The sequence below is a fragment of the Amycolatopsis sp. FDAARGOS 1241 genome (assembly GCF_016889705.1).
Lineage (GTDB): Bacteria > Actinomycetota > Actinomycetes > Mycobacteriales > Pseudonocardiaceae > Amycolatopsis.
On record NZ_CP069526.1, the window covers coordinates 2,984,066 to 3,006,453 of the forward strand.

Below are 22,388 nucleotides of genomic sequence, written 5' to 3' on the forward strand. Positions count from 1 at the left end.
CGGGTCGTTGCTGCGCGCAAGCTGACGCGGCGCGCGGAACGCGACAAGACCGGCCGCTTCCTGGCCGAAGGGGTCAACGCCGTCGAGGCGGCGCTCGCCCACGGGCACGTGTACGAATTGTTCGTCACCGAACGCGCGGCGGCGGCCCACGGTGCTCTCGTGTCCGCGGCCTCGGCCGCCGGGGTCCCGGTGTCGGCCATCACCGACCGCGCCGCCGACGGCCTGTCGGAAACCGTGACGCCGCAGGGGATCGTGGCCGTCTGCGCCCTCGTCGACCGTCCACTGGAGACGGTGCTGGCCGGGGCGCGCCTCGTGGTCGTCCTCGTGGACGTGGCCGAGCCCGGCAACGCCGGCACGGTGATCCGCGTGGCCGACGCCGCGGGCGCGGACGCCGTCGTCCTCGCGGGTGACACCGTCGACCCGCACAACGGCAAGAGCGTCCGAGCCGCCGCCGGCAGTACCTTCCACGTGCCGCTGGCCCGCACGCGCGACGTCCCCGCAGCGCTGTCGGCGCTCCGGGAGGCGGGCCTGCGCAGCCTCGCCGCCCACGGCTACGCCACGACCTCCCTCGAGACCGTCACGTTCGGTGATCCGATCGCCTGGATCTTCGGCAACGAAGCCCACGGCCTGCCGGAGTCCGTGCTGGACTCCGTGGACTCGGCGGTGCGCATTCCCTTGTACGGCAAGGCCGAAAGCCTCAACCTCGCCGCGGCGGCCGCCGTGTGCGTCTACACCGCCGCGATGGCCGCCCACCGCTGACGCGGGCCGCCCTCGCCGCAAGTCCGCAGGTGATCCGGCGCGGCCGCTCCGGAAGCGGAGGGTGAGCGGCCGGGGCCCGGGGCCGATCCCCTAGACTTGGCTGCCCGATGTGCACGTGCGGCTGCCTGCCCGTGCGCTGCCGACCAACCAGTCCCAGCGGACGCCGAGGAGTCATGTCCGGAGCCACAGAAAAGCCGGTCGACGTGCTCGCACCGGAAACCCTGCGCGCGGCGATCAAGGCGGCCGAAGAGGCCTTCGCCGGTGCCGCCGACCTGGAGGCCCTCGCCGCCGTCAAACCGGCCCACCTCGGTGACCAGTCGCCGCTGCTGCTCGCCCGCCGGGAGATCGGCTCGCTGCCCAAGCAGGAGAAGGCCGAAGCGGGCAAGCGGGTGAACGAAGCCCGGCAGGCTGCGCAGGCCGCGTTCGACGAGCGCCGCGCGGTGCTGCAAGCGGAGCGGGACGAGCGCGTGCTGCTCGAGGAAGCCGTTGACGTCACCCTGCCGTGGGACCAGATCCCGCGCGGTGCCCGGCACCCGATCGCCACCGTCTCCGAGCGCATCGCCGACGTGTTCGTGGCCATGGGCTACGAGGTCGCCGAGGGGCCCGAGCTCGAGGCCGAGTGGTTCAACTTCGACGCGCTGAACTTCGGCAAGGACCACCCGGCGCGCCAGCTGCAGGACACGTTCTACGTGGGCGAAAAGGACTCCGGCCTCGTGCTGCGCACGCACACCTCGCCCGTGCAGGCCCGCAGCCTGCTGCACCGCGACCTGCCGGTGTACGTCGTGTGCCCCGGCCGCACCTACCGCACCGACGAGCTCGACTCCACGCACACGCCGGTGTTCACCCAGGTCGAGGGCCTCGCCGTCGACAAGGGCATCACCATGGCCCACCTCAAGGGCACGCTCGACGCGTTCGCCCGCGCGATGTTCGGCGAACGCTCCAAGACGCGGCTGCGCCCGCACTTCTTCCCCTTCACCGAGCCGTCCGCCGAGGTGGACGTGTGGTTCGAGGAGAAGAAGGGCGGCCCCGGCTGGGTCGAGTGGGGCGGCTGCGGCATGGTCAACCCCAACGTGCTGCGCGCCTGCGGTGTCGACCCCGAGGTGTACTCGGGCTTCGCGTTCGGCATGGGCATCGAGCGGACCCTGCAGTTCCGCAACGGCATCCCGGACATGCGCGACATGGTCGAGGGCGATGTCCGCTTCACCCTTCCCTTCGGAACGGAGGCGTAGTGCGAGTCCCGGTGAGCTGGCTGACCGAGCACCTCGACGTGGGTGACGAGGTCACGCCGCAGGACCTGGCCGACGCCTTCGTGCGGATCGGGATCGAGGTCGACGAGCTGAGTAAGCTCGGCCCGGTGACCGGTCCGCTCGTGGTCGGGCGCGTCGCGGAGATCGAAGAACTGACGGGGTTCAAGAAGCCCGTGCGGTTCTGCCGCGTCGAGGTCGGCGAAGAGCCCGACGAGGCTTCCCCGGAAGGCTCCGGCGAGGACGAAGGCGAGGACGACGAGGCCCCGATCGAGAACGAGGGTCCCCACGGCATCAAGACCCGCGGCATCGTCTGCGGCGCGCGCAACTTCGCCGAGGGCGACCTCGTCGTGGTCGCGCTGCCGGGCGTCGTGCTGCCGGGCGATTTCGCGATCGCCGCGCGCAAGACGTACGGCAAGGTCAGCGACGGCATGATCTGCTCCGCCAAGGAGCTCGGCCTCGGCGACGACCACACCGGCATCCTCGTGCTCCCCCCGGGCACCGCGAGCCCGGGCGACGACGCCAAGGAACTGCTGGGCCTGAACGACACCGTCATCGAGGTCACGCCGACCCCGGACCGCGGCTACGCGCTGTCGATCCGCGGCCTGGCGCGCGAGCTGTCCAACGCGCTCGACGTCCCGTTCGGCGACCCGGCCGTGCTCGAGCTCCCCGAGGCCGAGGGCGACGCGTGGCCTGTGCGGGTGGAGGACCCGCAGGGCTGTCCGCGGTTCGTGCTGCGCCGCGTGAAGGGGCTCGACGCGACCGCGCCGACGCCGTGGTGGATGCGCCGCCGCCTGATGCTTGCGGGCATCCGCTCGATCTCGCTGGCCGTCGACGTCACCAACTACGTGATGCTCGAGCTCGGTCACCCACTGCATGCGTTCGCGACCAGCGCGATCCAGGGCGACCTGGTGGTGCGCCGCGCGAAGCCGGGCGAGAAACTGACCACTTTGGACGACGCCGTGCGTACGCTCGACGCCGACGACATCGTCATCGCCGACGACTCGGGGGTGATCTCGCTGGCGGGCACCATGGGCGGCGCCAGCACGGAGATCACCCCGGAGAGCACCGATGTGCTGCTCGAGGCTGCGCACTGGAACCCGGCGTCGATCAGCCGCACGGCGCGGCGCCACAAGCTCTTCTCCGAGGCCGCGAAGCGCTTCGAGCGGTTCACCGACCCGGCACTGTGCGCGGCCGCGGTCGAGCTGGCCGCGCGCCTGCTGCGCCAGTACGGCGAGGGCGCGATCCAGCCGGGCCGCACCGACGAGGGCGGCGTCGAGCCGCACCCGCCGGTGACCATGCCGATCAACCTGCCCGACCAGGTGGCCGGCGTGCGGTACGAGCGCGGCGTCACCGTCCGCCGGCTCGCACAGATCGGCTGCAAGGTGCAGGTGAGCACCACCGACGCGGGCGTCTCCGTCGTCACCGCGACGCCGCCGAGCTGGCGCGCCGACCTCGTGCAGCCGGCGGACCTCGTCGAAGAAGTGCTGCGCCTGGAGGGCTACGACAGCATCCCGTCGGTGCTGCCCGCCGCGCCTGCGGGCCGTGGCCTCACCGAATCGCAGAAGCGCCGCCGCGGCATCGCGCGCGCCCTGGCCGAGGCCGGCTACGTGGAGGTGCTGCCCTTCCCGTTCGTCGGCGACTCGGTGTGGGATGCCTTCGGCCTGCCCGAGGACGACGTGCGCCGCTCGACGGTCCGCGTGCGCAACCCGCTCGAAGCCGACCACGACCGGATGTCGACGACGCTCCTGCCGGGGCTGCTCGACACGTTGCAGCGCAACGTGTCCCGCGGCATGAAGGACGTGTCGCTCTTCCACATCGGTCAGGTCGTGCTGCCGAAGCCGCACCAGTTGAAGGTGCCGGACCTGGGCGTCGAGCACCGGCCCAGCGACGAGGAGCTCGCCGTACTCGAGGCTGCGGTGCCCGCGCAGCCGCTGCACGTCGCCGTGGTGCTCACCGGCCTGCGCCGCCGCGCGGGCTGGTGGGGCAAGGGCGAGCCGGCCGGCTGGGCCGACGCGGTCGAGGCCGCGCGGCTCGTGGCCGAGGCCGCCGGGGTGGAGCTGACGGTGCAGTCGTCCGACCTGCCGCCGTGGCACCCGGGCCGCTGCGCGCAGCTGCGCGTCGGCGACTGGCCGGTGGGCCACGCGGGTGAGCTGCACCCGAAGGTCGTCGAGGCACTGGGGCTGCCGCCGCGCACGGTCGCCATGGAGCTCGACCTCGACGCGATCCCGCTCCCGGACTCACGTCCGGCGCCGACCGTTTCGGCCTACCCGCCGGTGCTGCTCGACGTCGCGCTGGTCGCCGGCGCCGACGTCCCGTCCGCCGATCTCGCCGAGGTTTTGCGCACGGGCGCCGGAGACCTCCTCGAAGACATCACGCTCTTCGACGTCTACACCGGCACCCAGGTCGGCGACGGCAAGCGTTCCCTGGCCTACAAGCTCCGCTTCCGGGCCCCGGACCGCACACTGACCGTCGACGAGGCGACCAAGGCCCGCGACGCCGCCGTCTCCGCCGCCGGGGAACGCTTCGGTGCGACCATCCGCGCCTGACCCATTCCCTGCGTGGTCGGGCTTCTCGGGCCCCAAGTACCGCGCGCCTGAATAACGGTGGGCCGGAACCTCCGCAACGCAGCGGAGGTTCCGGCCCACCGTCGTTCTCGGGGCTAACAGAGCCTGATCTCGTCGACCGAGGGCATCTTGCCCTGGCGCCATTCGGTGAACCCGGTGCCGGGTAGCACCGACTTGCACGATCCGTCGAAGTCGAGCTTCCAGATCACGCGCACCCGGTACGCTCGGCTGCAGTTGTTCTTCACCTCGGCGTAGGACCGGAACCCGGTGATCTTCAGGTCCTCCCACTGCCGGACGGAAAAGCACGACGGCGCGGCTTCGGCCGGCGCGACCTTGGCGGTTTCGGCGGCGAAAGCCGGGGCGGCGGTGGTCAGGCTGATCGCGCCCAGCGTCGCGGCGAGTGCGGCCGTCCAGCGCCAGATTGTGGTCACAAGTGGTTCCCTTCAGGCGTTCGCGGAATGGGGGGACTAGCACAGCCGTAGTTCCGAAACGGAGGGGTGTGGGCCCAGTCGTCCTTCGGTCCACGCCGATTCCGGGTCGAGAATCCGGCAGTCGCCGTCGCGGGCCCACGACCAGATCATCCGCACGGTGAAGGTCTGGAAGCACAGGTTCGTCATCTTCGCCCAGGAGTTCCACTCCTTGTTCTTGATGTCCTGCGTCTCCCACTGCTCGAGGCGGACGCAGGCGGGAGCGACGGTGGCGGGCGAGGTGGCCTCGGCCTGTGTCCCGGCGGGCACCGCGGTCACCAGGATCGGCAGCGCGGCCACCACGGCGACCCGGGCGAACCGTTTCGAAGTCACGCGTTCTTTCACGGCACATTCCCTTCTGGTCGTGCGCGCACGCCGAAAACACTTCGTGGCATGGGTTTTCCCCGATCGCAGGTTCGCGTTCCGAAGGTGCGGCTTGAGTCGGATGTCGTTGTTTCGGAGGATCTCATCGCAACACGGACGTGACATCGGTACAAGGTGTGTCACCCCGCTCGATCCGGTGAAGCGCCGGCTCACGGCCCGGGGGACGACTCCGGTGCGGAAGGCGTCGAACAGCCGCTCCAGGCGCGCGCGGTGATCGGCCGCGACGGTGCCGAGCGGCTCGCCGTCGAGCAGGTGACGCTCGGTTTCCGTCAGCGCGTGCCGTAGCCGGCGATGAAAAGGCCCAAGAGCAGCAGCCCGTCACCCTCGAAGGCTTGATCGAGCTCTTCAGTGAGGGTCTGCTGGAGCTCGGTGGCAACCTCCCTGGCGCGCGCGGGCCGAGGACGCCGCCACAGCCGCCGAGCCCGGCCCCGGTGAGCACGAGCACGCGGGCCGGCGCCGGAACGCTCGCGTCGCCGCCATCGTGCGCGGGACGCCAGGGGCCGGTCCGCGGCGCCGCGCCCGCCGAACGCGGGGGAGCCGTGTTCGCGGCCGCGACGGCGGCTACTTCGTGCGGCTCAGCCAGCCGGTGATGCGCTCGTTCAGGTCCTTGGGCTGTTCGACCAGCATGAAGTGGCCGACGCCCTCGATCAGGGCGGAGTCCGAGCCCGGGCCGCCGTACTCGCGCACCCGCTGCACTTGCTGCGCCGTCATGCCGTGGCAGCCGTCGGTGGTGCCGTGCAGGTACAGCGTCGGCTGCGGCGCGGCGCCACCCCACGCGGCGGCTTGTTCGGCGAGCCACTCGGGCGTGCCGAAGCGGGTCGGGTCGAACTGGCCCCAGTAGTAGCCCAGCGCCGCGTGCAGGTGGTCGGGATCGGCCAGCGCGGTGCGCAGGTGGCCGAGGTCCTCGTCCGCCTCGTAGCCGGGGGACCAGTCGCCCCAGATGTCGCGGATGAAGGCGAAGTCGTCCTGCCGGATGCGGTCCTCGATGACCCGTTGCATCTGGAAGTACCAGAAGTAGAAGCTCCTCTTGATCTGGGCGTACGTGCCGAGGTTCTCGCCGAAGATCTCGAACGGCGGGATGTTGAGGATCACCGCGCGCCCGAACAGTTCGGGGGCGCGCCCGAGTGCACCCCACCCGCCGACCGCACCCCAGTCGTGGGCGACCAGTAACGCGTCCGGCCCACCGCCGAGCGCCTGTCCGAGCGCGATCTGGTCCGCGACCATCACGCTCGTGTGCATGAAGTGCCGTAGCGGCGGCAGTTCCGTCGGCGCGAACCCGCGCGCGAACGGCGCGACCGCGTGGAACCCGGCGTCGGCCAGAGCCGGCAGCAGGTACCGGTAGGTGAACGGCGTATCCGGGAACCCGTGCATGCACAGTGCCAGCGGCCCATCGCCGGCCTCGAGGTACTCGAACGTGAGCCCGTTCGCGGTGACGTGGCCCCGCGCGAAGTCGGCCATCATCGTCTCCCTCCCGCCGAACCGACTCTAGGACCGCGCCCGCGCCGCACTCCAGACCCGGATTTTCACCGCGCCACAGCCACTTCGTGCGGGTCAGACCAGATTCTTCAGCGCCTCCCGTGTGGACAGTGGCGACAGGCCCGGGTGGTTGCGGACGAAGGAGCGCACCCAGTCCGGATCAGTTCTCGCGTGGTCGCGCAGGGCCCAGCCGATGCCTTTGCGCAGGAAGAAGTCCGGGTCGGACTCGTTGGCCTCGACGGCCGTGGTCAACAGGTCGCGGTCGACCTCCGCTTTGGCTGTCACCTGGCAGATCACCGCGGTGCGCCGGCGCCAGCGGTCCGCGTCGGACGCCCACCGCAGCACCACGGGCGTGACCTCCACGCGGTGCGCCCGCAGGATCGGCCCGACCCGGCGGATCGCGACCTCGTCCACGTAGTCCCACCACGCGCCGGTCACGATGAGCTCGTCGTAGAGCGGAAGGAGGTCCGGGTCCTGCCACCGGCGATACGCGCGGTGGCCCGAGAGGTCGATCGCCGCGTAGCGCTCTTCGCGGTAGGCAGCTTCCCGCCACAGAGCCAGGACGGTGGTTGAAAAACTCACCCGATCGGGCAGCACGTGAGTGGCCAAGACCTCCTTCATGAGCGCGCTCCGCCCGGGTTTCGCCACCCCGCGAAACGGCATCACCGACTTCGTGTACGCCTGCATCGCGGGCGCTTTCGCCGGGTCGGCGCGCGCGGCGAGTCCGGTTCGGACGGCCGAGATCAACGCGTGGTCCGCACCCATCCGCGGTCACCTCCAAGGGCCTGGCCAGCGGCGGAAGGCGGCTGGCGCAACTCGTGTCGTTCGAGGAGATTGTTCCGGGTTGTCGGTAGCTTCACGAATTCCGGTAACCCGCAAACGAGAAGGACCACCGTGAAGAAAATCCTCGCCGCGCTGGCGGCCGAGGGTGTCACGGTCGGCACGTTGGCCGCCGCGCCCGCCGCCACGGCGGTGCCGGCGACGGGGCAGGCGGTCTACACCCCGCCGCCGATCAGCTGGGAACCGTGTCAGTCCGCGAGTCTCAGGAACGCCGGCGCCGACTGCGGTTTCCTCGTGGTCCCGCTGGACCACGACCAGCCCTCGGGGGCGAAGGTGCAGGTCGCCGTCTCGCGGATCGAGCACAAGTCCGCGCAGTACCAGGGCGTGATGCTGGTGAACCCGGGCGGCCCCGGGCTCGGGCGCTCGGCGCTTCGGCGAGTACGTGCCGAACCACGCCGGCGAGGCCTACGACTGGATCGGGTTCGACCCGCGCGGCGTCGGCTCCAGCAAACCGGCCGTGATGTGCGACGGGAGCTACTTCTCCTCCGCCTGCCCGCCGTACGTGCCCGCCACCCCGCAGCTCGAGCGCACCTGGCTTGCGAAGACCGAGGGTTACGCGAAGGCGTGCGCGAAGAACGGCGCGATCCTCGACCACCTCAAGACCACGGACGTCGCGCAGGACACGGACAGCCTCCGCGTGGCGCTGGGGGAGAGGCGGATCAACTACTACGGCTTCTCCTGCAGCACTTACCTCTGCCAGGTCTACAGCACGTTGTACCCGGGACACGTGCGCCGCATGGTGCTCGACGGCAACGTCGACCCGCGGAAGGTTCGGTACCAGGCCGACCTCGACCAGGACGTGGCGTTCGACCGCAACATCAAGATCACTGCGAGTGGCTCGCGAAGTACGACACGGTCTACCACCTCGGCAACACCGGTGCCGCCGTGGAGAAGCGGTGGTACGACCAGCAGAAGAAGCTGGAGCGCGCGCCCGCGGGCGGCGTCATCGGTGGCGACGAGTGGACCGACTGGCCGACGCTCGCGAAGCTCTACGACAACACCAACCCGCCCGGTGACGACAACGGATGCGCCGTGTACAGCGCCGTCCAATGCGCGGACATGCAGTGGCCGGCGAACTGGCACCGCCGGCGCCTCGACAATTAGAAAACCTACTTCCGCGCGCCGTTCGAGACGTGGGGGAACGCGTGGTTCACCGCGCCTTGCCGGAACTGGCCCGCGAAGGCGGGCAACCCGGTGAAGGTCGACGGTGGCGGGGTCGGCGGCATCCTGCTCGTCAGCGAGGAGCTCGATGCCGCGATGCCGTCCGAGGGCAACCTTGAAGCCCGCAAGCTCTTCCCGAAGTCGAGCCTGATCAGCGCCCCGGGAGGTACGACGCACGCCGGCTCGCTGTCCGGGGTCGCCTGCGTGGACGACAAGGTCGCCGACTACCTCGCCACGGGAGCGCAGCCGAAGCGCACGCCGGGCAACCACTCCGCCGCTCAGTGGAATCCGGTGCCGCAGCCGGTGCCCGCGAGCGCGCCGGACGAACTCGGCAGAAGAGCGACGCACCCGTCGCGGCCGGCGCGCTCGCGCGGCCGCCGCACCTCTGATCCGTTCCTCCCGGTGCCCCGGTCTGGTCCGCCAGGCCGGGGCACCCGTCTGTGCTCTTTCACCGATCTGCGCTCCTCCACGGATCTCCCTCGGTCGCTGTTCATGATCACCCGGACACGCTACGACCCGGGTCCGACAATTCCGGAGAGGAGTCGCCCGGAAGCGGTCCGTGATCGGATTCTGTCGGGGGCAGGCGCTACCTTCCCTGCCATGACGATCATCGAAGAGCACCGGACCGAGGTCCGGGTGGGAAACGTCCAGTACCAGATCGCCGTCGTCGCCAACCCGGGCGCAAGGGCGGAGCAGGGCCGCGTGACGGTCACCGTGGGCGGTGAAGGTCCCGAAGGCGAGCCCGTCGCGCACGGCAGGCTGGATCTCGACACCGCCGCCGTGCCCACGGTTGCCGACCTGCTGGCCGGCAGCCTCCACGCGTTCGCGGGCACGGGCGGGCCACGCCGAAGATCCGGCGAGCGGCCCGCGCAGCAAGGAAAACCGTGGTCCGCCGAGCTGGACGCGGAACTCGAATCCGCCTGGCTCGCGGGCGAGCCGGTGGCCGAGCTGGCCCGCCGCTTCGCGCGCACGGCGGGCGGGATTCGCGCCCGCTTGCCCCGGGTCGGCTGCGACCCCGAACGGCCGGGACACCACCTGCCCGCGCCACCGAGCCTGCGCGGACCGGCCGAGGGAGCAGGGGAGTAGGTGCAGGCTCCGGGTCCGTGGTCGCAGACCCGGCACACCTCGCGCCTGCTGAGGGAGGTCGATTGCCGATGAGCGGCACTGATGCCCGGGTTCGCCGCGATCGTGCCCGAGGGCCGGGTGACCACGGCCGGGCCCCGGTTGTGATCGAGGAGTCGAGGCGGTGCGCACTGCCGCGCGAAAGTACTGGCCGCGGTGGCTCAGGGCTTCGAGGTACCCCGGAGGGCGGGATGGCGGCCGCCACAACCCGTTTGTTTGAGCTTGCACCGTCGTGCATAATCATGCGTATGACGGTGAAGATCGCGGTGGCCGGAGCAAGCGGGTACGGGGGCGGCGAACTGCTGCGCCTGTTGCTGACCCATCCCGAAGTCGAGATCGGCGCGCTGACGGCGGCGAGCAGCGCGGGGACGAAGCTGGGCGCGCTCCACCCGCACCTCGCGCCGCTGGCCGACCGCGTGCTCGCCGAGACCACGGCGGAGACGCTGGCGGGTCACGATGTCGTGTTCCTCGCGCTGCCCCACGGCCATTCGGCCGAGATCGCGGCGCAGCTGGGCCCGGACGTGCTCGTGGTGGACCTCGCTGCGGACCACCGGCTCGCCGACGCCGCCGACTGGCAGCGCTGGTACGGCGGCGAGCACGCCGGCCAGTGGCCCTACGGCTTGCCCGAGCTGCCCGGCGCGCGCGAGAAGCTCGTCGGCACCAAGCGCGTCGCCGTCCCCGGGTGCTTCCCGACGGGCGGTTCGCTGGCCCTCGCGCCGGCGCTGGCCGCGGGCCTGGTCGAGCCCAACGTCACCGTCGTGTCCGTCACCGGCACGTCCGGGGCGGGCAAGAGCCTCAAGCCGAACCTGCTCGCGTCGGAGGTCATGGGCAACGCCAGCCCGTACGGGGTCGCGGGCGCACACCGGCACACGCCGGAGTTCGCGCAGAACCTGTCCGCTGTGGCGGGCACGCCGGTGAAGGTGTCGTTCACCCCGGTCCTCGCGCCGATGCCACGCGGGATCCTCACCACCGCGAGCGCGCAGGTGGTCGGCGACGTCGACGAGGCGGCGGTGCGTGAGGTCTACGAGAAGGCCTATGACGCAGAGCCGTTCGTGCAGGTCCTGCCCACCGGACAGTGGCCGGCGACCGCCGCCGTCGTCGGTTCGAACAACGTGCAGCTGCAGGTCGGGGTCGACGCCGACGCGGGCCGTCTCGTGGTCGTCACCGCGATCGACAACCTCACCAAGGGCACCGCGGGCGGTGCGGTCCAGTCGATGAACCTGGCGCTCGGTTTTCCCGAGGCCACCGGACTTTCCACCGTGGGAGTGGCCCCGTGACCGTCACCGGACCGAAGGGGTTCCGCGCCGCCGGCGTCGCCGCCGGCATCAAGGCCTCCGGCGCGCTGGACCTCACGCTCGTCGTGAACGACGGCCCGCTCGACGTCGCCGCGGGTGTCTTCACGCGCAACGCCGTGAAGGCCGCGCCCGTGCTGTGGTCGCAGGAAGTGCTGAAGCAGCAGAAGCTCAAGGCTGTCGTCCTCAACTCGGGCGGCGCCAACGCGGCGACCGGGCCCGGCGGGTTCCAGGACACGCACGCGACCGCCGAGAAGGTCGCCGAGGTGCTGGCCGTCGGCGCGATCGAGGTCGCCGTGTGCTCCACCGGGCTGATCGGCGAGCGGCTGCCGATGGCCGCCGTGCTGTCCGGTGTGGACAGTGCGGCCAAGGCGCTCGACGCGAGTCCGGAAGCGAGCCTCGCCGCCGCCACGGGCGTGATGACCACCGACACGAAACCGAAGCAAGCGTTTGCCAGGCACGACACCGGCTGGAGCGTCGGGGGGTTCGCCAAGGGCGCGGGCATGCTCGCGCCGGACCTCGCCACGATGCTGTCGGTCCTGACCACGGACGCCATGGTGGACAAGGAAACGCTCGACCGCGCCCTGCGCGCGGCCACGCGCGTCACCTACGACCGGCTCGACGTCGACGGCGGCACGTCCACCAACGACACGGTGCTCGTCCTCGCGTCCGGTGCCAGCGGCGCCGAGCCGACGGAGGCCGAGCTCACCGAAGTGCTCACCGCCGTCGCCCACGACCTCGTGCTCCAGCTGCGCGCCGACTCCGAGGGCGCGACCAAGGACGTCGACGTCACGGTGAAGGGGGCGGCGTCGGAGGCCGACGCGGTGATCGTCGCGCGCACGATCGCCGAGGACAACCTCGTGAAGACCGCGTTCTTCGGCTCCGACCCCAACTGGGGCCGCATCGCCATGGCCACCGGCCGCTCGGCCGCGCGCGTCGAGCCGGACAAGCTGTCGATCACGATCAACGGCGTCACCCTGTTCGCCGCCGGCACGACCGGCGAGGACCGCACGGCGGCCGACCTGTCCGGCCGCGCGATCGACCTCGTCGTGGACCTGGGCCTCGGCGACGGCACCGCCACGGTCTACACCACCGACCTGTCCCACGCTTACGTCGAAGAGAACAGCGCCTACTCCTCATGACCGGCACGGAGGATCTGATTTCCGCGGACGAGCGGCTCGCGACGGCGGCCGAGAAGGCCGGAGTCCTGATCGAGGCGCTGCCGTGGCTGCAGCGCTTCCACGGTGCCACCGTGGTGGTGAAGTACGGCGGCAACGCGATGATCGACGACACCCTCAAGGCGGCGTTCGCGCAGGACATGGTGTTCCTGCGCCTGGCAGGCCTGCACCCCGTGGTTGTCCACGGCGGGGGCCCGCAGATCACCGCGATGCTCACCCGCCTCGGCGTCGAGGGCGAGTTCAAGGGCGGCCTCCGGGTGACCACGCCGGAGACGATGGACATCGTCCGCATGGTGCTGGTCGGGCAGGTCAGCCGGGAACTCGTCGGCCTGATCAACGCGCACGGCCCGTACGCGGTCGGCATCTCGGGCGAGGACGCACGCCTGTTCACCGCCGAGCGCAAGCAGGCCACTGTGGACGGTGAGCAGGTCGACATCGGCCTCGTCGGCGAAGTCACCGCGGTGAACCCCGACGCGGTGCTCGACATCGTGAACGCCGGCCGCATCCCCGTGGTGTCGACGGTCGCCCCCGACGTCGACGGCGTGGTGCACAACGTCAACGCCGACACGGCCGCGGGCGCGCTCGCGGCGGCGCTGGACGCGGAGAAGCTCGTGGTGCTCACCGACGTCGAAGGCCTCTACGCCAACTGGCCGGACCGCTCGTCGCTGATCGACCGCATCCAGGTCGACCGCCTCGAGAAGCTGCTGCCGGGCCTGGCCAGCGGCATGATCCCGAAGATGGAGGCCTGCGTGCGCGCGGTCCGCGGCGGCGTGCGCCGCGCCCACGTGATCGACGGCCGCCTCGCCCACTCCGTGCTCCTCGAGGTCTTCACCTCCCGCGGCATCGGAACCATGGTTTTCCCGGAAGAAACGGAGCTCGCGTGACCATCCCCACCTCGAACGAGGCGGGCCGGCAGCACTGGCAGTCGGCCCTGATGGACAACTACGGCACCCCCGGGCTCACCCTGGTGCGTGGTGAGGGCGCGAAGGTGTGGGACGCCGACGGCACCGAGTACCTCGACCTCGTCGGCGGCATCGCCGTGAACGCGCTCGGCCACGCCCACCCCGAGGTCGTGCGCGCCGTCTCCGAGCAGATCGCGACGCTCGGCCACACGTCCAACCTGTACGTGAACCCGGTCGCGCTCGAGCTCGCCGAGCTGCTGCTCGACGTCGCCGGCCTGACCGGGCACGGCAAGGTGCTGTTCGTCAACTCCGGCGCCGAGGCCAACGAGGCCGCGCTGAAGATCAGCCGCCTGACCGGCCGCACCAAGATCGTGGCCACCGAGAAGGCGTTCCACGGCCGCACGATGGGCTCGCTGTCGTTGACCGGGCAGCCCGGCAAGCGCGAGCCGTTCGCGCCGCTGGTCCCCGGCATCACGCACGTGCCCTACGGCGACGTCGAAGCGCTGCGCGCGGCTGTGGACACCGACACCGCCGCGGTGTTCCTCGAACCGGTGCTCGGCGAGGCCGGCGTGATCCCCGCGCCCGACGGCTACCTGCAGGCGGCGCGCGAGATCACCAAGGCGACGGGCACCCTGTTCGTGCTCGACGAGGTGCAGACCGGCGTCGGCCGGCTCGGTACCTGGTTCGCCTTCCAGCAGACGGGCGTCGTCCCCGACGTCATCACTCTCGCTAAAGGACTCGGCGGCGGGCTGCCCATCGGCGCGGTGATCGGTGTCGGCGAGGCGGGTGAGCTGATGAAGCCGGGGCAGCACGGCACGACGTTCGGCGGCAACCCGGTGTGCTGCGCGGCCGGGCTCGCGGTGCTGCGCACCATCGCGCGCGACAACCTGCTCGACCACGTCTCGTCGCTGGGCAAGGACATCGCCGCCGGTGTCGAGGCGCTGGGACACCCGCTCGTCACCGGTGTCCGCGGCGCGGGCCTGCTGCTCGGCATCACGCTGCGCGACAACGTGTCGGCCGCTGTCGCGAAGAGCGCGCAGGACGCCGGGTACCTCGTCAACCCGGTCGCGCCCGACACCATCCGGCTCGCCCCGCCGCTCGTGCTCGAGGCCGACCAGGCCCGCGGCTTCGTCTCCGCCCTTCCGGCCGCGCTCGACTCCACCACCACGAAGGATCCGAACTGATGCCTCGCCACTTCCTCCGCGACGACGACGTCAGCCCCGCCGAGCAGGCCGCGCTCCTGGACCTCGCCGACCGGCTCAAGGCCGACCCGCTCGGCACCAAGACGCTGGCGGGCAAAACGGTCGCGGCGATCTTCGAGAAGAACTCCACCCGTACGCGGTTCTCGTTCGAGGTCGGCATCAGCCAGCTCGGCGGGCACCCGGTGATCGTCGACGGCCGATCGATGCAGCTGGGCCGCGAGGAGACCATCGAAGACACCTCGCGCGTGCTGTCGCGCTATGTCGACGCCGTCGTGTGGCGGACCTTCGCGCAGAAGCGCATCGACGCCATGGCGTCGGTCGCGTCGGTGCCGATCGTCAACGCGCTCACCGACGAGTTCCACCCGTGTCAGGTCCTCACCGATCTGATGACCATCCGCGAACGCAAGGGCAAGCTCGCCGGGCTCACGCTCGTGTACCTCGGCGACGGGGCCAACAACATGGCCCACTCGCTGCTGCTCGGCGGCGTCACCGCGGGCATGCACGTGCGCGTCGTCTCGCCGGAAGGCTTCCAGCCCGACCAGCAGGTGATGCTCGACGCGAAGCACCGCGGCACCGAGACGGGTGGCAGCGCGGTGGTCGTGACCGATCCGTACGACGCCGTGGCCGGCGCGGACGTGCTGGTCACCGACACGTGGACGTCGATGGGCCAGGAGAACGACGGGCGCGACCGCGTCGGCCCGTTCCGGGCGCTGCAGGTGAACGCCGAACTGCTCAAGCGCGCCGCCGACGAGGCCGTTGTGCTGCACTGCCTGCCCGCCCACCGCGGCTGGGAGATCACCGACGAGGTGCTCGACGGCCCAGCCAGCGCGGTGTGGGACGAGGCCGAGAACCGCCTGCACGCGCAGAAGGCACTGCTCGTCTGGCTCTTCGAGCAGAGCGGGCGATGACCGGCAGCCGGGTCGGGCGGCAGGCCCGCATCACCGAGCTGGTGTCCACGATGGCCATCCGCAGCCAGACCGAGCTGGCCAAGCTGCTCGCCGCGGAGGGGATCGAGGTCACGCAGGCGACCCTGTCGCGCGACCTCGACGAGCTCGGCGCCGTGAAGCTGCGCGGCGCCGACTCGGGGGCCCCGGTGTACGTGATCCCCGAGGACGGCAGCCCTGTGCGCGGGGTGCAGGGCGGTACGTCGCGCCTGTCCCGGTTGCTCGCGGAACTGCTGGTGTCGGCCGACGCGTCGGGCAACCTCACGGTGCTGCGGACCCCGCCCGGCGCGGCCCAGTTCCTCGCCAGCGCCATCGACCGCGCCGCTCTCGAAGAGGTCGTCGGCTCCATCGCCGGCGACGACACGGTCGCGGTGATCGCCCGGGAACCGTTGAGCGGCAAGGACTTGGCCGACCGGTTCACCGCGCTCGCCCGGGGCTCGGGCGAGGAGGAGCCGTGACGGTCGTCGTCGCCTACGCGGGCGGGCCCGCCGGCTCGGCGGCGATCACCCGGCGCGCACGGGAGGCCGACGTGGTCGCGGTCTCCGTCGACCTCGGCGCGGGCGACGTGGACTTCGCCGCACTGCGCGAACGAGCTCTGGGCTGCGGTGCGGCGGAGGCGATCGTGGTCGACGCGCGGACCGAGTTCGCGGACGAGCACTGCCTGCCCGCGCTGCAGGCCAACGCGGTGCTGTTCGACCGGTACCCGCTCGTCGGTTCGCTGGCGCGGCCGCTGATCGAGAAGCACCTGGCGCTGATCGCGGACGGTGCCGAAGTCCACCGGCCGAGGGAGACCCGCGGCTTGCTGTCACCCGACCGCACGCTGTGGGGCCGGGCCGTCGACACCGCGGACGCGGACCCGTGGCACCGGCCCGTCTACTCCTACACCGAGGACGTCGCGGCCAACATCGACGCGCCGGACGAGGTCGTCGTCACCTTCGACCGGGGCGTCCCGGTGGCCGTCGACGGCGAGACGGTGAGCGTCGCCGAGGCCGTCCTGCGGCTGGGGCACCGCGCGGGCGCCCACGGTGTCGGCCGTTTCGACCTGGCCACCGACGGGCGTGAGGTCTACGAGGCCCCGGGTGCGTGGGCGCTGATCACCGCGCACCGGGAGCTGGAGAACTTGACGCTCGACGCCGACCTCGCGCGCTTCAAGCAGTCCGTGGACCGCCGCTGGACGGAGCTCGTCCACGACGGTCTCTGGGCTTCGCCGCTGCGCGAACCGCTGGACGCGTTCGTGCGCCACGCGCAGGAACACGTGTGCGGCGACGTCCGCATGGTGTTCCACGGCGGCGCGGCCGTCGTGACGGGCCGGCGCGGCGAGGCCGGGCCCGCCCGGCACCTGCGTCCCGTCGGCCGGCGGTACCGTCCCCTGACCGGGCGGGAACACCCGGATCACCCGAACCACCGCGCGTCCTGAGACGCCGGAACGAGAAAGGCAGAACGTGAGCGGCAAAGACCAGCCGGTGCAGCTGTGGGGCGGCCGGTTCGCCAGCGGACCGGCCGAGGCGATGGCGGCGCTGAGCGCCTCGACCCACTTCGACTGGCGCCTGGCGCCCTACGACATCGCCGGCTCGCGCGCCCACGCGCGGGTGCTGCGCAAGGCGGGGCTGCTCACGGACGAGGAGCTCGCCGGCATGCTCGAGGCACTCGACGTGCTGGCGGCCGACGTCGCGTCCGGCGCGTTCATCCCGACCGTGGCCGACGAGGACGTGCACACCGCGCTGGAGCGCGGCCTGCTCGAACGCGCCGGCCAGGAGCTCGGCGGCAAGCTGCGCGCGGGCCGGTCGCGCAACGACCAGGTGGCGACGCTGTTCCGCATGTGGCTGCGCGACGCGGCGCGCCGTGTCGTCGCGGGGACGCTCGACGTCGTCGACGCGCTCGTGTCGCAGGCGCAGCGCCACCCCGAGGTGATCCTGCCCGGCCGCACGCACCTGCAGCACGCCCAGCCCGTGCTGCTCGCACACCACCTGCTGGCCCACGGCCAGGCCCTGCTGCGCGATGTCTCCCGCCTGCGCGACTGGGACGCCCGCACCGCCGAATCGCCGTACGGTTCGGGTGCGCTGGCGGGCTCGTCGCTCGGCCTCGACCCGGACGCCGTGGCCACGGAGCTGGGCTTCGACCGCAGCGTCGAGAACTCCATCGACGGCACGGCTTCGCGCGACTTCGTCGCCGAATTCGCCTTCTCCGTCGCGATGCTCGCGGTGAACCTGTCGCGGATCGCCGAAGAGGTGATCATCTGGAACACCGCCGAGTTCGGCTACGTGACCATCGACGACGCGTGGGCGACCGGCAGCTCGATCATGCCGCAGAAGAAGAACCCCGATGTCGCCGAGCTCACGCGCGGCAAGGCGGGCCGGCTGATCGGCAACCTCACCGGCCTGCTGGCGACGCTGAAGGCGCAGCCACTCGCCTACAACCGCGACCTTCAGGAGGACAAGGAGCCGGTGTTCGACTCGGTCGAGCAGCTGGAACTCCTGTTCCCGGCGATCGCGGGGATGCTCTCGACACTCACGTTCCACACCGATCGGCTCGCCGAACTGGCCCCGGCCGGGTTCACGCTCGCCACGGACATCGCGGAGTGGCTGGTGCGCCAGGGTGTGCCGTTCCGCGTGGCGCACGAGGCCGCGGGGGAGAGCGTCCGCGTGGCCGAGGGCCGCGGCGTGGGGCTCGACGAGCTGACCGACGAAGAGTTCAGGGCCATCAACCCGGCGCTCACGCCGGGCGTGCGCGAGGTACTCACCGTCGAGGGCTCGGTGCGTTCGCGCAACGCCCGCGGCGGCACGGCGCCCGAACGCGTCGCCGAGCAGCTCGACCGGCTGGTCGAGCGCGTGACGAGCGTGCGCCAGTGGCTCAAGTAGCACCGTGAGCGAGGCCGGGGAGGTCCACCTCCCCGGCCTGTGCCGGCCGCCCGGTTAGGCTGGGGCGGAACGAGGGGAGCACGCGTGGACCGGTTGTTCCGGCGCGAGGAACTGGCACTGGATCCGGTCGACCTGGCGCACCTGTTGCTCGGTGCGGTGCTCGAAGCCGACGCGCCCGACGGCACCGTGGGGGTCCGGCTTGTCGAGGTGGAGGCCTACCGCGGTCTCGACGACCCGGCGTCGCACTGCTACCGCGGCAAGACCCCGCGCAACGCAGTGATGTGGGGACCAGCCGGTCACCTGTACGTGTACTTCGTCTACGGCATGCACTTCTGCGCCAACATCGTCGGTACGGAAGACGGCCAGCCGGGCGCGGTGCTGCTGCGCGCCGGGGAAGTGGTGCAGGGGGCCGACATCGTGCGCGCCCGGCGCCCCCGCGCCCGCGGGAACGGCGAACTGGCCAAGGGACCCGCGATCCTCACTTCCGTGCTGGGCATCGACCGGGCGGAGAACGGCGTCGACCTCACCGATCCGTCCTCACCCGTCCGCCTGCGCACGGGTGAGCGGGTGCCGACGGAGCAGATCCGCAGCGGTCCGCGCGTCGGTGTCGCGATGGCGATGGACACCCCGTGGCGGTTCTGGATCGACGGCTCGCCCGCCGTGTCCACCTACCGTCGCGGCGGCAAACGGCGGCAGGTGCGACCCGCGGGTTAGTCGGTTGACCTGGTGCGGGAGGATCTACAGGTGTGAGTGAGCACATCCTTGACGAGCTGTCCTGGCGCGGCCTGATCGCGCAGTCCACCGACATCGACGCGCTGCGGCGAGAACTCGACCAGGGGCCCCTCACCCTCTATTGCGGCTTCGATCCGACCGCGCCCAGCCTGCACGCCGGCAACCTCGTCCCGTTGCTGATGCTCAAGCGCTTCCAGCGCGCCGGCCACCGGCCGATCGTGCTGGCGGGCGGCGCGACGGGCATGATCGGGGACCCGCGCGACACCGGGGAGCGCACGCTCAACACCCTCGACGTCGTCGCGGAGTGGGCCGGGCGCATCCGCGGGCAGCTCGAGCGGTTCGTGGAGTTCGACGACTCGCCGACCGGCGCGATCGTGGAGAACAACCTCAACTGGACCGGAAAGCAGAACGTGCTGGAGTTCCTGCGCGACGTGGGCAAGCACTTCTCGGTGAACGTGATGCTGAACCGGGAGACGGTGAAGCGCCGGCTCGAGTCCGACGGCATGTCCTACACCGAGTTCAGCTACCTGCTGCTGCAGTCGCAGGACTACCTGCAGCTCTACCGGCAGTACGGCTGCAAGCTGCAGGTCGGCGGCTCGGACCAGTGGGGCAACCTCGTGGGCGGGGTCGACCTGATCCGGCGGGTCGACAGCGGCGCGGCGCACGCGCTCACCGCGCCACTGGTCACCGACGCGGAGGGCCGCAAGTTCGGCAAGTCCACCGGCGGCGGGAACCTGTGGCTCGACCCGGAGATGACCTCGCCGTACGCCTGGTACCAGTACTTCGTGAACGTCGGGGACGCCGACGTCCTCCGCTACCTGCGCATGTTCACCTTCCTCACCCGGGAGGAGATCGACGCGCTCGCCGAGGACACCGAGCAGCGGCCGCACCTGCGTTCGGCGCAGAAGCGGCTCGCGGAGGAGTTCACGAACCTCGTTCACGGCGAGGACCAGACGAAACAGGTCATCGCGGCCAGCCAGGCGCTGTTCGGCCGGGGCGAGCTGGGCGAGCTCGACGCGAAGACGCTCGACGCAGCGATGGCCGAGGTGCCGACCGGGCACGCCACCGACGGGTCGACGATCGTCGACCTGCTGGTCGCCGGGGGATTGGTGGACAGCAAGGGCGCCGCGCGCCGCACCGTGAAGGAGGGCGGCGCGTACGTGAACAACGTGAAGATCGCCGACGAGGAGTGGAAGCCGGCCGCGTCCGACGCGCTCCACGGCCGCTGGCTCGTGGTCCGCAAGGGCAAGCGCAACGTCGCCGGCGTCAGCCTCGGCGGCTGATCGCGCCGGGTGGCCCGGAACAGGGCTCTGAGCTGCGGGAACGCGGTTAAGGGACCCCCCTGTTTCGGGCCGTTCCGGGGCGTGTAAAGTTCTTCAAGTCGCCAGGGAAACCGGGCGGCCACCGGGACACGAACCAAGCTCTCGCCTCAGGCGATTGAGTGGGTGTCCCACCACAAACTGCTAGGAATGACCGTTCGGTTGAGGTCGGCCCTGAAGGGCACGGGTTTGACTGAGGTGTGTTGCTTGAGAACTCAACAGTGTGCTAGTGAACTAAGCCAGTAGAGCTTATATTGAAACCCCCTCGTCGGGGTTTCCTTTGAGATTGATTGATGTAGTCATCGATCGGACTGTTCATTGTTGGAGAGTTTGATCCTGGCTCAGGACGAACGCTGGCGGCGTGCTTAACACATGCAAGTCGAACGCTGAAGCTACTTCGGTGGTGGATGAGTGGCGAACGGGTGAGTAACACGTGGGTAATCTGCCCTGCACTCTGGGATAAGCCTTGGAAACGGGGTCTAATACCGGATATCACTTCATCAGGCATCTGGTGGGGTTGAAAGTTCTGGCGGTGCAGGATGAACCCGCGGCCTATCAGCTTGTTGGTGGGGTAATGGCCTACCAAGGCGACGACGGGTAGCCGGCCTGAGAGGGTGACCGGCCACACTGGGACTGAGACACGGCCCAGACTCCTACGGGAGGCAGCAGTGGGGAATATTGCACAATGGGCGCAAGCCTGATGCAGCGACGCCGCGTGAGGGATGACGGCCTTCGGGTTGTAAACCTCTTTCGCCAGGGACGAAGCGCAAGTGACGGTACCTGGATAAGAAGCACCGGCTAACTACGTGCCAGCAGCCGCGGTAATACGTAGGGTGCGAGCGTTGTCCGGAATTATTGGGCGTAAAGAGCTCGTAGGCGGTTTGTCGCGTCGGCCGTGAAATCTCCACGCTTAACGTGGAGCGTGCGGTCGATACGGGCAGACTTGAGTTCGGTAGGGGAGACTGGAATTCCTGGTGTAGCGGTGAAATGCGCAGATATCAGGAGGAACACCGGTGGCGAAGGCGGGTCTCTGGGCCGATACTGACGCTGAGGAGCGAAAGCGTGGGGAGCGAACAGGATTAGATACCCTGGTAGTCCACGCTGTAAACGTTGGGCGCTAGGTGTGGGCGACATTCCACGTTGTCCGTGCCGTAGCTAACGCATTAAGCGCCCCGCCTGGGGAGTACGGCCGCAAGGCTAAAACTCAAAGGAATTGACGGGGGCCCGCACAAGCGGCGGAGCATGTGGATTAATTCGATGCAACGCGAAGAACCTTACCTGGGCTTGACATGCGCCAGACATCCCCAGAGATGGGGCTTCCCTTGTGGTTGGTGTACAGGTGGTGCATGGCTGTCGTCAGCTCGTGTCGTGAGATGTTGGGTTAAGTCCCGCAACGAGCGCAACCCTTATCCTACGTTGCCAGCGCGTGATGGCGGGGACTCGTGGGAGACTGCCGGGGTCAACTCGGAGGAAGGTGGGGATGACGTCAAGTCATCATGCCCCTTATGTCCAGGGCTTCACACATGCTACAATGGCTGGTACAGAGGGCTGCGATACCGCGAGGTGGAGCGAATCCCTTAAAGCCGGTCTCAGTTCGGATCGCAGTCTGCAACTCGACTGCGTGAAGTCGGAGTCGCTAGTAATCGCAGATCAGCAACGCTGCGGTGAATACGTTCCCGGGCCTTGTACACACCGCCCGTCACGTCATGAAAGTCGGTAACACCCGAAGCCCATGGCCCAACCCGTGAGGGAGGGAGTGGTCGAAGGTGGGACTGGCGATTGGGACGAAGTCGTAACAAGGTAGCCGTACCGGAAGGTGCGGCTGGATCACCTCCTTTCTAAGGAGCACAACACATCCACGCTCCCGGGATATCCGGGTTGAGAGTGTGGAGTGGCTGGGGCTTAGACCTCGAATGCAGGTCTGCTCTGGTTGCTCAAGGA

The 22,388-nt window shown here is 70.3% G+C and carries 19 protein-coding genes, 1 rRNA gene and 1 pseudogene; 17 read left to right on the forward strand and 4 right to left on the reverse strand.

The genetic code is table 11. The features are described from left to right. Nucleotides 1-108: 108 nt before the first annotated feature. The 3 genes from I6J71_RS14755 (at nt 109) to pheT (ending at nt 4,552) form a co-directional block, all read left to right on the forward strand. Complete coding sequence (locus I6J71_RS14755) at nt 109-759, forward strand: RNA methyltransferase (protein WP_239154818.1); 651 nt, start codon at nt 109-111, stop codon at nt 757-759. Nucleotides 760-932: 173 nt separating this feature from the next. Beyond that, the gene (gene pheS, locus I6J71_RS14760) at nt 933-1,988 is read left to right on the forward strand and encodes a phenylalanine--tRNA ligase subunit alpha (protein ID WP_204095233.1); all 1,056 of its coding nucleotides are present in this window, start codon (nt 933-935) and stop codon (nt 1,986-1,988) included. After that, entirely contained in the window at nt 1,988-4,552 is a 2,565-nt protein-coding gene (gene pheT, locus I6J71_RS14765; protein ID WP_204095234.1) for a phenylalanine--tRNA ligase subunit beta, read from the forward strand. The genes pheS and pheT overlap by 1 nt, the downstream gene beginning before the upstream one ends. Before the next feature lie 113 nt (nt 4,553-4,665). On the opposite strand, the gene I6J71_RS14770 is transcribed toward pheT, so the two are convergent. From I6J71_RS14770 to I6J71_RS14785, 4 genes are all read right to left on the reverse strand, one after another. After that, the gene (locus I6J71_RS14770; protein ID WP_204095235.1) at nt 4,666-5,001 is read right to left on the reverse strand and encodes a hypothetical protein; all 336 of its coding nucleotides are present in this window, start codon (nt 4,999-5,001) and stop codon (nt 4,666-4,668) included. A gap of 36 nt (nt 5,002-5,037) precedes the next feature. Continuing rightward, nucleotides 5,038-5,370 carry a hypothetical protein gene (locus tag I6J71_RS14775; protein ID WP_204095236.1) on the reverse strand — a complete coding sequence of 111 codons (333 nt, stop codon included), beginning with the start codon at nt 5,368-5,370 and terminating at the stop codon, nt 5,038-5,040. Between the two features lie 612 nt (nt 5,371-5,982). Further along, entirely contained in the window at nt 5,983-6,879 is an 897-nt protein-coding gene (locus tag I6J71_RS14780) for an alpha/beta fold hydrolase (protein ID WP_204095237.1), read from the reverse strand. Nucleotides 6,880-6,972: 93 nt separating this feature from the next. Further along, nucleotides 6,973-7,662 (reverse strand): DNA alkylation repair protein, encoded by a 690-nt coding sequence (locus tag I6J71_RS14785; protein ID WP_204095238.1) that lies wholly within the window; start codon nt 7,660-7,662, stop codon nt 6,973-6,975. 457 nt (nt 7,663-8,119) lie between these two features. Here I6J71_RS14785 and I6J71_RS50700 point away from each other — a divergent pair, with 457 nt between their 5' ends. From I6J71_RS50700 to I6J71_RS14850, 14 genes and pseudogenes are all read left to right on the forward strand, one after another. Then, nucleotides 8,120-8,935 (forward strand): alpha/beta fold hydrolase, encoded by an 816-nt coding sequence (locus I6J71_RS50700; protein ID WP_370542139.1) that lies wholly within the window; start codon nt 8,120-8,122, stop codon nt 8,933-8,935. Beyond that, nucleotides 8,923-9,093: pseudogene (locus I6J71_RS50705) on the forward strand (alpha/beta hydrolase); the annotation flags it as partial. The gene I6J71_RS50700 and the pseudogene I6J71_RS50705, both read left to right, overlap by 13 nt. 405 nt (nt 9,094-9,498) lie before the next feature. Then, nucleotides 9,499-9,984, forward strand: coding sequence for a helix-turn-helix domain containing protein (locus I6J71_RS14795; RefSeq protein WP_204097058.1), 486 nt, complete (start codon nt 9,499-9,501; stop codon nt 9,982-9,984). 284 nt (nt 9,985-10,268) lie between these two features. Then, nucleotides 10,269-11,297, forward strand: a complete 1,029-nt coding sequence (gene argC / locus I6J71_RS14800) for an N-acetyl-gamma-glutamyl-phosphate reductase (RefSeq protein WP_204095239.1) — start codon at nt 10,269-10,271, stop codon at nt 11,295-11,297. Continuing rightward, complete coding sequence (argJ, locus tag I6J71_RS14805; protein ID WP_204095240.1) at nt 11,294-12,454, forward strand: bifunctional glutamate N-acetyltransferase/amino-acid acetyltransferase ArgJ; 1,161 nt, start codon at nt 11,294-11,296, stop codon at nt 12,452-12,454. Before argC ends, argJ begins: the two co-directional genes overlap by 4 nt. After that, complete coding sequence (argB, locus tag I6J71_RS14810; protein WP_204095241.1) at nt 12,451-13,374, forward strand: acetylglutamate kinase; 924 nt, start codon at nt 12,451-12,453, stop codon at nt 13,372-13,374. The genes argJ and argB overlap by 4 nt, the downstream gene beginning before the upstream one ends. Beyond that, entirely contained in the window at nt 13,371-14,576 is a 1,206-nt protein-coding gene (locus I6J71_RS14815; protein ID WP_204095242.1) for an acetylornithine transaminase, read from the forward strand. The genes argB and I6J71_RS14815 overlap by 4 nt, the downstream gene beginning before the upstream one ends. Beyond that, nucleotides 14,576-15,502 (forward strand): ornithine carbamoyltransferase, encoded by a 927-nt coding sequence (argF, locus tag I6J71_RS14820; protein WP_204095243.1) that lies wholly within the window; start codon nt 14,576-14,578, stop codon nt 15,500-15,502. The genes I6J71_RS14815 and argF overlap by 1 nt, the downstream gene beginning before the upstream one ends. Beyond that, complete coding sequence (locus I6J71_RS14825) at nt 15,499-15,996, forward strand: arginine repressor (RefSeq protein WP_204095244.1); 498 nt, start codon at nt 15,499-15,501, stop codon at nt 15,994-15,996. The genes argF and I6J71_RS14825 overlap by 4 nt, the downstream gene beginning before the upstream one ends. Then, the gene (locus I6J71_RS14830; protein ID WP_204095245.1) at nt 15,993-16,955 is read left to right on the forward strand and encodes an argininosuccinate synthase domain-containing protein; all 963 of its coding nucleotides are present in this window, start codon (nt 15,993-15,995) and stop codon (nt 16,953-16,955) included. Before I6J71_RS14825 ends, I6J71_RS14830 begins: the two co-directional genes overlap by 4 nt. A 25-nt stretch (nt 16,956-16,980) precedes the next feature. Next, nucleotides 16,981-18,396 carry an argininosuccinate lyase gene (gene argH / locus I6J71_RS14835; protein WP_204095246.1) on the forward strand — a complete coding sequence of 472 codons (1,416 nt, stop codon included), beginning with the start codon at nt 16,981-16,983 and terminating at the stop codon, nt 18,394-18,396. An 84-nt stretch (nt 18,397-18,480) separates the two neighbouring features. Continuing rightward, on the forward strand, nt 18,481-19,110 hold the full coding sequence (locus I6J71_RS14840; RefSeq protein WP_204095247.1) for a DNA-3-methyladenine glycosylase: 630 nt from the start codon (nt 18,481-18,483) through the stop codon (nt 19,108-19,110). Nucleotides 19,111-19,142: 32 nt separating this feature from the next. Further along, nucleotides 19,143-20,411, forward strand: a complete 1,269-nt coding sequence (tyrS, locus tag I6J71_RS14845) for a tyrosine--tRNA ligase (protein WP_204095248.1) — start codon at nt 19,143-19,145, stop codon at nt 20,409-20,411. A gap of 354 nt (nt 20,412-20,765) precedes the next feature. Continuing rightward, a 16S ribosomal RNA gene (locus tag I6J71_RS14850) occupies nt 20,766-22,285 on the forward strand. Nucleotides 22,286-22,388: the final 103 nt, after the last annotated feature.